Annotated in this window: 9 protein-coding genes; 8 read left to right on the forward strand and 1 reads right to left on the reverse strand. The window is 68.4% G+C overall.

Going from position 1 to position 9,388, the window contains the following annotated elements; all coding sequences use genetic code 11:
- Positions 1 to 48: 48 nt before the first annotated feature.
- Positions 49 to 606, forward strand: a complete 558-nt coding sequence (locus tag C6P61_RS01025) for a DUF192 domain-containing protein (protein ID WP_105728065.1) — start codon at positions 49 to 51, stop codon at positions 604 to 606.
- A 127-nt stretch (positions 607 to 733) separates the two neighbouring features.
- On the opposite strand, the gene C6P61_RS01030 is transcribed toward C6P61_RS01025, so the two are convergent.
- Positions 734 to 1,315 (reverse strand): Fe-Mn family superoxide dismutase, encoded by a 582-nt coding sequence (locus C6P61_RS01030; RefSeq protein ID WP_105728066.1) that lies wholly within the window; start codon positions 1,313 to 1,315, stop codon positions 734 to 736.
- Positions 1,316 to 1,636: 321 nt separating this feature from the next.
- Between C6P61_RS01030 and C6P61_RS01035 the strand changes: the two genes are divergently transcribed.
- From C6P61_RS01035 to adk, 7 genes are all read left to right on the forward strand, one after another.
- Positions 1,637 to 2,842 (forward strand): multidrug effflux MFS transporter, encoded by a 1,206-nt coding sequence (locus C6P61_RS01035; protein ID WP_105728067.1) that lies wholly within the window; start codon positions 1,637 to 1,639, stop codon positions 2,840 to 2,842.
- Entirely contained in the window at positions 2,835 to 4,046 is a 1,212-nt protein-coding gene (locus C6P61_RS01040; protein ID WP_105728068.1) for an MFS transporter, read from the forward strand. The genes C6P61_RS01035 and C6P61_RS01040 overlap by 8 nt, the downstream gene beginning before the upstream one ends.
- Before the next feature lie 9 nt (positions 4,047 to 4,055).
- Positions 4,056 to 5,837 (forward strand): ABC transporter transmembrane domain-containing protein, encoded by a 1,782-nt coding sequence (locus C6P61_RS01045; protein ID WP_105728069.1) that lies wholly within the window; start codon positions 4,056 to 4,058, stop codon positions 5,835 to 5,837.
- Positions 5,838 to 5,986: 149 nt separating this feature from the next.
- Complete coding sequence (gene lpxK, locus C6P61_RS01050; RefSeq protein WP_105728070.1) at positions 5,987 to 7,150, forward strand: tetraacyldisaccharide 4'-kinase; 1,164 nt, start codon at positions 5,987 to 5,989, stop codon at positions 7,148 to 7,150.
- A complete protein-coding gene (locus tag C6P61_RS01055) occupies positions 7,131 to 7,340 on the forward strand; it encodes a Trm112 family protein (protein ID WP_105728071.1) in 210 nt (69 codons plus the stop codon). Before lpxK ends, C6P61_RS01055 begins: the two co-directional genes overlap by 20 nt.
- Positions 7,337 to 8,137, forward strand: a complete 801-nt coding sequence (gene kdsB, locus C6P61_RS01060; protein WP_105728072.1) for a 3-deoxy-manno-octulosonate cytidylyltransferase — start codon at positions 7,337 to 7,339, stop codon at positions 8,135 to 8,137. Before C6P61_RS01055 ends, kdsB begins: the two co-directional genes overlap by 4 nt.
- 143 nt (positions 8,138 to 8,280) lie before the next feature.
- Positions 8,281 to 8,937, forward strand: coding sequence for an adenylate kinase (adk, locus tag C6P61_RS01065; protein WP_105728073.1), 657 nt, complete (start codon positions 8,281 to 8,283; stop codon positions 8,935 to 8,937).
- The last annotated feature ends 451 nt before the right edge of the window (positions 8,938 to 9,388 follow it).

Genomic DNA, 9,388 nt, shown 5'->3' on the forward strand with positions numbered 1-9,388 from the left:
CAGCGGCACGCCGGCAAGCGCTCGGCAGGGCGGTAAGATTCACCCACCATGAGCCAGCGCAACGACCTCCAGCCCTCCCCTGCCCGGCCAGCCGGGACCCGCCCCACCCTGCCAGCGCGCGCACGCTTGGCGCGCCGCTGCCTGCTCGGCCTGACACTGGCCTGGAGCACTGGCGCCTGGCTGCCGGCCCAGGCCCAGGCCCAGGCCACCCTACCGGCCGCGCAGACCGATCTGCAGCGCACCCGGCTGCAAGCCGGCATGCACCTGATCGATGCGCAGCTGGCGCTGACACCGCAGCAGCGCAGCGCGGGCCTGATGTGGCGCCAGCAGATGCCGGCCAGCGAGGGCATGCTGTTCGTCTTCGAGCAGCCCGCCGTGCAATGCTTCTGGATGAAGAACACCTTGCTGCCGCTGACGGCGGCCTTCGTCGCCGATGACGGCTCAATTATCAACCTGGTCGACATGCAGCCGCAAAGCGAGGCCAACCATTGCTCGGCCAAGCCGGTGCGCTTCGTGCTCGAGATGCACCAGGGCTGGTTCGCCAAGCGCGGCATCCAGGCCGGCTTCAAGCTCGGCGGTGCGCCGTTCCGGCCCAGCCAGCCCTGAGGACCTCCCGGCCAGCCTCAAGCCGGCGTCCAGCCGGCGCCAAAACAAAAAACCCGCAGGCCGTTGCAGGCTGCGGGTTTCTTGTCAGCGGCGCGTGACGGACCAGCGCGCTGCCCGTCAGCCTGGATCAGGCGAAGTTGGCTTCGGCGAACGACCAGTTGACCAGCTTGTCGAGGAAGGTCTCGACGAACTTCGGACGCATGTTGCGGTAGTCGATGTAGTAGGCGTGTTCCCAGACGTCGACGGTCAGCAGGGCCTTGTCGGCGGTGGTCAGCGGGGTGCCGGCGGCGCCCATGTTGACGATGTCGACCGAGCCGTCAGCCTTCTTGACCAGCCAGGTCCAGCCGGAACCGAAGTTGCCGACGGCCGACTTGACGAAGGCTTCCTTGAAGGCGGCGTAGCTGCCGAACTTGGCGTTGATGGCATCGGCCAGCGCGCCGGTGGGCTCACCACCGCCGTTGGGCTTCATGCAGTTCCAGAAGAAGGTGTGGTTCCAGATCTGGGCCGCGTTGTTGTAGATGCCGCCGCTGGAGGCCTTGACGATGGACTCGAGGTCCATGTTCTCGAAGTCGGTGCCCTTTTGCAGGTTGTTCAGGTTGACCACGTAGGCATTGTGGTGCTTGCCGTGGTGGAACTCCAGGGTTTCCTGGCTGTAATGGGGGGCCAGGGCATCGATTGCGTAAGGCAGTGCGGGCAGGGTGTGTTCCATAGAGGCGTCCTAGGTTGGGGGTTGCAACAAATGATGATTGTAGGAAACAAACATGGCCTTGGACCGCTTGCGGTCAATCGGAATCCCGATCAAGCCAGGCGCCCGGTTCCAGGCTCCAGACCCCAGGCCGGCCGCATGGCTTATTCTGTCGCCACAGCGCCCTGCTGCGCCCTCCCACCTCAAGGACCTGATTCTTGCCCATGACCGCCTCGACTCCCGTTGCGTGGCCCCGGCTGCGCCCTGCCTCGGCATTGACCTCGCCACTGACCCTGGCATGGACTCTGGAGCCTGGGCCCGGCCAACCCGCGGGGTGCCCGGTCGATGCATGACTATTCGATCGGCCGCGTGGCCCTGATCCTGGGCCTGCTGCAGGCGGTCGGCCCGTTCGCGATCGACATGTATCTGCCCGGCATGCCGTCGCTGGGCCATGAACTGCAGGCCTCCGCCACTGGCGTGCAGCTGACCTTGATGGCCTTCTTCGTCGCGCTCGGGTTCGGCCAGCTGTTCTACGGCCCGCTGTCCGACATGCTGGGCCGCAAGCGCCCGCTGATCGCCGGCCTGGCCCTGTTCGGCCTGGCCAGCATCGGCTGCGCGCTGGCGCAGGACATCGAGACCCTGATCCTGCTGCGCTTCATCCAGGGCCTGGGCGCCTGCGCGGCCTCGGTGATTCCGCGCGCCGTGGTGCGCGACCTCTACACCGGGCACGAGGCCACGCGCATGATGGGGCTGCTGATGCTGGTGTTCAGCGTCTCGCCGATACTGGCGCCGCTGGCGGGCAGCCTGCTGATCGATCTGGCCGGCTGGCGCAGCGTGTTCTGGGCCATCACCGGCGTGGCGGCCATCGGCGGGCTGCTGTCGACGCTGGGGCTCAAGGAGACCCGCCCGCGCGAGCAACGCACACAAAGCTCCTGGTCGAGCGCGTTCTCGGGCTATGCCCTGCTGCTGCGCGACCGCCATTTCCTGGCCATGGTGCTGATCGGCGGCCTGGGCATGGCCGGCTTCATGGTCTATCTGGCCAACGCCTCCTTCGTGCTGATCAACCATTACGGACTGTCGGCGCGCCAGTTCAGCCTGGCCTTTGCGCTCAACGCGGCCGCCTTCATCGGTGCGGCCCAGTTCGGCCCCTGGCTGTCGCGGCGCTTTGGCATGGCGCGGCTGATGCGCGCCAGCCTGAGCGGCTTTGCCCTCAGCATGCTGGGCGCCGCGCTGTCCTGCTGGGGCGGCCTGCCGCCGCTGGCGACGCTGATCGGGCTGCTGTTCGTCGGCTACGGCTGCCTGGGGCTGACGCTGCCGGGCGTGTCGGTGCTGGCGATGGACCGGCATGGCGCGATCGCCGGCACGGCGGCGGCGCTGATGGGCAGCTTGCACTTCGCGGTCGGCGCGCTCGCGATGCTGCTGGTCGGCTGGCTCGGCAGCGGCCAGCCGCTGGCGATGGTGCTGGGCATCGCCGGCTGCGCGCTGGCGAGCTGGGCGCTCGGCCTGGCGGTGCTCACGGGCCAACGCCAGGCGGCGCTGACCGATGTCTGAGCCCGGCCTGCTGGCGCGGCGACAACCGGACGACCCGGCCCCGCTGGCCTCGCGGGCCATCGTCGGGCTGATCGGCTGCATTGCCTTCATCAACGTCTATGCGATGCAGTCGGTGTTGCCGCTGCTGATGGCCGACTTCGACGCCAGCCCGGTGCAGGCCGGCCTGACGGTCGGCGCCACCATCCTGGCGGTGGCGCTGCTGTCGCCCTTCATGGGACTGCTGTCGGACGCCTGGGGCCGCAAGGGGCTGATCTGCACCTCGCTGTTCGCACTGGTGCTGCCGACGCTGCTGATTCCGCTGGCCGCCAGCCTGAACCAGGTCATCGCGCTGCGCTTCCTGCAGGGCCTGGCCGTGCCGGGCATCGTGGTGGTGCTGATGGCCTATCTGGCCGAGGAATTCCAGGCCACGGGTGGCGTGGCGCGCATGATCAGCACCTATGTCGCCGGCAGCGTCATGGGCGGCTTTTCCGGGCGCTTCATTGCCGGCCATGCCGCGCACTGGTGGGGCTGGCAGGGCGCTTTCCTGACGCTGGCGCTGCTGACCCTGAGCGGGGGCTTGCTGGTGCTGTGGCGGCTGCCGCGCTCGCGCCATTTCGTGCCGAGCCGCGACTGGCGCAGCGCGCTGGCGAGCTTGCGCAGCCATCTGGGCAATCCACGCCTGCTGGCGGCCTGCGCGGTGGGCTTTTGCGTGCTGTTCTCGCTGGTGGGCAGCTTCACCTATGTCAACCTGCACCTGGCGGGCGCGCCGTTCCGGCTGTCGGCCGCCGGCCTGGCCAATGTGTTCACGGTCTATCTGCTCGGCGTGCTGGTGACGCCGCTGGCGGGCCGGCTGATCCAGCGCTGGGGCTTCCTGCGCACCCTGCTCGTCGCGCTGCTGGTCTCGAGTGGCGGACTGCTGCTGACGCTGCTGCCGGCGCTGGCGCCCGTGATCCTGGGGCTGGCAATCTGCTCGTCGGCCATCTTCGTCTGCCAGGCGGCCACCATCAGCTTCATTGCCGGCCAGGTAAACCAGGGCCGATCGCTGGCGACCGGGCTCTACAACATGAGTTACTACTCGGGCGGCGCGCTGGCGGCCTGGGTCGCGGGCCTGGGCTACGAAAGCCAGGGCTGGAGCGGCGTGGTCGCGCTGATGATCCTGGCCCAGCTGCTGGCGGGATCGGTGGCGGCATTGAGCTGGCAGCGCGCCCCGGGCCGCAGCGCATAGACTCGCAGCATGAAGCCATCTGCCCAGCCTGCGCGCGCTGCCGGCGCACCCCGCGCCCTCGGCGGTCTGCTGCCCTTCCTGCGGCCCTATCGCGGCCGGCTGCTGCTGGCGACGCTGTTTCTGGTGCTGGCGGCAGCGGCGACGCTGCTGTTTCCAGTCGCACTGCGCGGATTGATCGACACGGCGCTGTCCTCGAGCGGCAACGTCCGCAGCCAGCAGCTGAGCGAACGCTTCGGCCTGCTGTTCCTGGTCGCGGTCGGACTCGGGCTGTTCTCGGCTGCGCGCTTCTATCTGGTCAGCTGGCTGGGCGAGCGCGTCACGGCCGACCTGCGCCAGGCGGTCTACGCCCATGTGCTGGAGCAAAGCCCCGAGTTCTTCGAGACCACCCCGACCGGCGAGGTGCTGTCGCGCCTGACGACCGACACCACCCTGGTCCAGACCGTGATCGGCTCCTCGCTGTCGATGGGACTGCGCAATGCCGTCATGGGCCTCGGGGCGCTCGTGATGCTGGTCTGGACCAATCCCTACGTGATGGTCCAGGTCGGCTTGCTGATCCTGCTGGTCGTGCTGCCCGCGATGGGCTTTGGCCGGCGCGTGCGCAAGCTTTCGCGCGCCAGCCAGGACCGTATCGCCGACACCAGCGCACTGGCAGCCGAGCGGCTCGACGCCATCGCCGTGGTGCAGAGCTTCACGGCGCAGGCGCGCGAGGCGGCCCGCTTCGAGGCCGCGACCGAGCAAGCGTTCCAGACCGCCGCGCAGCGCTCGCGCTCGCGCGCGCTGCTGGTGGCGTTCGTGATCATCGCCAGCTCGGCGCTGCTGCTGTGGGCGCTCTACCAGGGCAGCCAGGCGGTGCTGGCGGGCCGCATCAGCGCCGGCCAGCTGGGCCAGACGGTGTTCTACACGCTGATCCTGGCCGGTGCAGTGGCCGTGCTGGGCGAGGTCTATGGCGACCTGTTGCGCGCGGCGGGCGCCACCGAGCGGCTGATGGAACTGCTGTCGGCCCAATCTCCGATCAGCTCGCCGCCCGACCCGCTACCCGCGCACTCGCCCGCTGGCGGCAGCCGGATCGCGCTGCAGGCGGTGACTTTCCACTACCCGTCGCGCCCCGGCACCGCAGCGCTGCAGGAGGTCACGCTCGAGGTCGAGGCCGGCGAGACCATCGCCCTGGTCGGCGCCAGTGGAGCGGGAAAAAGCACGCTGTTCCAGTTGCTGCTGCGCTGCTACGACCCCGGGCAGGGCCAGATCCTGCTCGACGGCCAGCCGATCCAGCGGCTGGCGCTCGACGACCTGCGCCAACGCATCGGCATCGTGCCGCAGGACGCGGTGCTGTTCTCGGGCACGGCGCTGGACAATATCCGCTACGGCCGGCCCGAGGCGAGCGACGCCGAGGTCAAGCAAGCCGCAAGGGCGGCGTTCGCGCATGACTTCATCGAGGCGCTGCCGGACGGCTACGCCAGCTTCCTCGGCGAACGCGGCGTGCGGCTGTCGGGCGGACAACGCCAGCGCATCGCGATCGCGCGTGCCTTGCTGAAGAATCCGCCCTTGCTGCTGCTCGACGAAGCGACCAGCGCGCTCGACGCCGAAAGCGAGCATATGGTGCAGGCCGCGCTGAGTGCCGCCATGCGCGACCGCACGACGCTGGTGATCGCGCACCGGCTCTCGACCGTGCAGCAGGCCGACCGCATCATCGTGCTCGATCAGGGGCGCATCGTCGAACAGGGCCGGCACGAGTCCCTGATGGCAGCCGGCGGGATCTATGCCCGGATGGCGACCTTGCAGCTCATGCCCTGATTCCCGCACGACCGATTCAGTTTTCCAGCTTTCAGCCTTCCCACCTTTCCGATGAAGCCTCAATTGTCCAGCCGCGCACCAGCCGTGCGGGCCGATGCCAACCCGACCCTGCTGCCAGTCGACCGCCGCGCGGCGTTGGAGCAGCCCGCATGACGCTGTCGTCCCGACTGCTGCAGGCCTGGCAACGCCGCGGGCCGCTGGCCGCCCTGCTCTGGCCGGTTTCGCAGCTCTACGCCGCGCTGATGGGGCTGCGCCGGCTGGCCTACCGCAGCGGCATCAAGCGCAGCGAACGGTTGCCGGTGCCGGTGCTGGTGGTCGGCAACGTGGTGGTCGGCGGCGCCGGCAAGACGCCGACCGTGATCGCGCTGCTGCGCCACCTGCGCGCCCAGGGCTGGACGCCAGGCGTGATCTCGCGCGGCTACGGCCGCGAGGGCGATGACTGCCGCGTGATCGGCCCCGACAGCAGCAGTCGCGAGGCCGGCGACGAGCCGCTGCTGATCGCTCGCGCCAGCGGCGCACCACTGGCCGTCGGACGCCACCGCGCCGAGGCCGGCCGGCTGCTGCTGGCACAGCACCCCGAACTCGACATCCTGGTCTGCGACGACGGCATGCAGCACTGGGCGCTGGCGCGCGACCTGACGGTGGTCGTGTTCGACGAGCGCGGCTGCGGCAACGGCTGGCTGCTGCCGGCCGGCCTGCTGCGCGAGCCCTGGCCGGCGCGCGCCTGGGGTGATGGCGACGCGGGCGAGCTGCTGGTGCTGCGTACGACCCGGCCCGGCGTCGAGCTGTCGCCGCTGCCGGCAGCGCAGACCGGCGGCCAGGTGCATCTGGCACGGCGCGAGCTCGCGGCCGAGGCCATCGACGCCCAGGGACGGCGGCGGCCGCTGTCCGACTTCGCGCTGGCAGGCGCCGGCCCGGTCGGTGCACTGGCCGGCATCGCCCAGCCGCAGCGCTTCTTCGAGATGCTGCGCGCGCGCGGCCTGGAGCTGGCGCAGACGCTGGAGCTGCCCGACCATGCCGACGGCGCTGCGCTGCTGGCCGCGCTGCAGGAGGCACCAGCAAAGGCGCAGTCAGCCACACAATCGGCAGCGCCATCTTCAACTCAACCGGCACAGTCGCCAGGACTGCGCTGGCTCTGCACCGAAAAGGACGCGGTCAAGCTGTTCCCGCTGCTGGCCGGCCAGCCCGGGCTCGAGCTCTGGGCGGTGCCGCTTGAGCAGGAGCCGGCGCCCGAGTTCTGGCATCAGCTCAATCTGGCGCTGAAGCGGGTGCGGGAACGACTATCATTCGCTCATGGACGCCAAACTGCTTGAATTGCTGGTCTGCCCCGTCACCAAGGGCCCCCTGATCTACCTGCGCGAGTCGCAGGAACTCGCCTCGCGCAGCGCGCGCCTGGCCTATCCGGTGCGCGACGGAATCCCGATCCTGCTCGAGAACGAAGCGCGCGAAATCGGCGACGAAGAAGCCGAACGCCTGGCCCGCAGCGTCAGCCCTATCGTATGAGCGCCTTGGCTGACTGCGGCACCCCCTTCCATGTGCTGATCCCGGCCCGACTGGCCTCAAGCCGGCTGCGCAACAAGCCGCTGGCCGACATCTGCGGCCAACCGATGATCGTGCGCGTGGCCGAGCGCGTGCGCCTGAGCCGGGCCGTCTCCTGCGTGGTCGCGACCGACGACTTGCAGATCCTGGCCGCCTGCCGCGAGGCCGGTGTCGATGCCTTGCTGACCCGCGCCGACCACCCGAGCGGCAGCGACCGGCTGGCCGAGGCCTGCACCCTGCTCGGCCTGCCCGATGATGCGATCGTGGTCAACGTGCAGGGCGACGAGCCGCTGATGGACCCGGCGCTGATCGAGGCGGTCGCGGCCGAACTGCAACGCCGCCCCGACTGCGTCATGAGCACGGCCGCGCATGCGATTGCGCATGCGGCCGAATTCGCCAACCCCAATGTGGTCAAGGTGGTGCTCGACCGGCGCAGCACGGCGCAGTACTTCAGCCGGGCACCGATCCCCTGGTGGCGCGACGGCATGGCCGAGGCCTGGAGTTCGGGCCTGGTCGATCTGCCCGAGCAGCCGGCACCGCTGCGCCATGTCGGCATCTACGGCTACCGGGTCGGCTTTCTCAAGCAGTTTCCCGGCCTGGAGCCGGCCCCGACCGAGCGGTGCGAATCGCTCGAACAACTGCGCGTGCTCTGGCATGGCGAGCGCATCGCGGTCCATGTCTGCGACCAGGCACCGGGCCCGGGCGTGGACACGCAAGCCGACCTGGAACGGGTGCGCGAGATCTTCGCCGCACTGGCCTGAAGCCTGGCGGGGGGGACCCGAGGACCTTCCTGCAGTAAGCTGGACGACAAGTCCGGCATGCTATCCTTGGTCGTTTGCCCAGTAGGGGCAGGCGGCGAGGAACCGCGAGACAACCGTTTGATATATTAAAGACAAGGAAACCCATGCGATTGATCCTGTTGGGCGCCCCCGGCGCAGGCAAAGGCACCCAGGCCAACTTCATCTGCCAGAAGTACGGCATTCCGCAGATCTCGACCGGCGACATGCTGCGCGCCGCGGTCAAGGCCGGCACCCCGCTGGGTCTGGAAGCCAAGAAGGTCATGGATGCCGGCGGCCTGGTCAGCGACGAGCTGATCATCAACCTGGTCAAGGACCGCATCGCCCAGTCCGACTGCGCCCAGGGTTTCCTGTTCGACGGCTTCCCGCGCACGATTCCGCAGGCCGACGCGATGAAGGCTGCTGGCGTCAAGCTCGACTATGTGCTCGAGATCGACGTGCCGTTCGACGCCATCATCGAGCGCATGAGCGGTCGCCGCTCGCACCCGGCTTCGGGTCGCACCTACCATGTCAAGTTCAACCCGCCCAAGGTTGAAGGCGTCGATGACGTGACCGGCGAGCCGCTGGTGCAGCGCGCCGACGACCAGGAAGAGACCGTCAAGAAGCGCCTCGAAGTCTACAGCGCCCAGACCCGTCCGCTGGTCGACTACTACGGCGACTGGGCCAAGGCCGAACCGGCTGCTGCCCCCAAGTACCGCGCCATCAGCGGCACCGGCAGCGTCGACGAGATCACCGCGCGCGCCTTCGCTGCACTGGAGAGCTGATCCGCTGCATTGCATAGTGCCTTCTGGCCTGCACAGCACAAACACAAACCCCTGCCTGGCAGGGGTTTTTCATTTCTGGGCTCTTCAAACCAGGCGGACGGAAACGACGCCACGCTTGATAGCGGCAATGGTTCTGTCTTATCCATCTTCTATGCTGCAGGCGAATTTGGACTGACCAGCGCGGGATCTGAACCGCAACAAACAACCTCCAAAAAGACGAACTTTTGCTAGAATAAAAAGAAGTGGGTTACTCGAATGATTTGGCAAATTACCAAAGCCAGTTGCAGGCGACCGCTTCCTGCCTGAGCGCCATCTGAGGCGATTACATCTGGGCCAAACACCTTCTAATCAGCAATCACTCGACAGAGATCTCACCAGCATGAGCAACATCACCGGCGATTCCAACGGCAACAGCCTGCAAGGCAGCAGCGGCAACGACACGATTCAAGGC

It is taken from the genome of Malikia spinosa (assembly GCF_002980625.1).
Classification (GTDB): Bacteria; Pseudomonadota; Gammaproteobacteria; order Burkholderiales; family Burkholderiaceae_C; genus Malikia; species Malikia spinosa.

What these genes read in the sequence shown, in the direction of transcription:
- C6P61_RS01025 (WP_105728065.1), top strand. Translation starts at nt 49, where the DNA reads ATGAGCCAGCGCAACGACCTCCAGCCCTCCCCTGCCCGGCCAGCCGGG.
- C6P61_RS01030 (WP_105728066.1), bottom strand. Translation starts at nt 1,315, where the DNA reads ATGGAACACACCCTGCCCGCACTGCCTTACGCAATCGATGCCCTGGCC.
- C6P61_RS01035 (WP_105728067.1), top strand. Translation starts at nt 1,637, where the DNA reads ATGCATGACTATTCGATCGGCCGCGTGGCCCTGATCCTGGGCCTGCTG.
- C6P61_RS01040 (WP_105728068.1), top strand. Translation starts at nt 2,835, where the DNA reads ATGTCTGAGCCCGGCCTGCTGGCGCGGCGACAACCGGACGACCCGGCC.
- C6P61_RS01045 (WP_105728069.1), top strand. Translation starts at nt 4,056, where the DNA reads ATGAAGCCATCTGCCCAGCCTGCGCGCGCTGCCGGCGCACCCCGCGCC.
- lpxK (WP_105728070.1), top strand. Translation starts at nt 5,987, where the DNA reads ATGACGCTGTCGTCCCGACTGCTGCAGGCCTGGCAACGCCGCGGGCCG.
- C6P61_RS01055 (WP_105728071.1), top strand. Translation starts at nt 7,131, where the DNA reads ATGGACGCCAAACTGCTTGAATTGCTGGTCTGCCCCGTCACCAAGGGC.
- kdsB (WP_105728072.1), top strand. Translation starts at nt 7,337, where the DNA reads ATGAGCGCCTTGGCTGACTGCGGCACCCCCTTCCATGTGCTGATCCCG.
- adk (WP_105728073.1), top strand. Translation starts at nt 8,281, where the DNA reads ATGCGATTGATCCTGTTGGGCGCCCCCGGCGCAGGCAAAGGCACCCAG.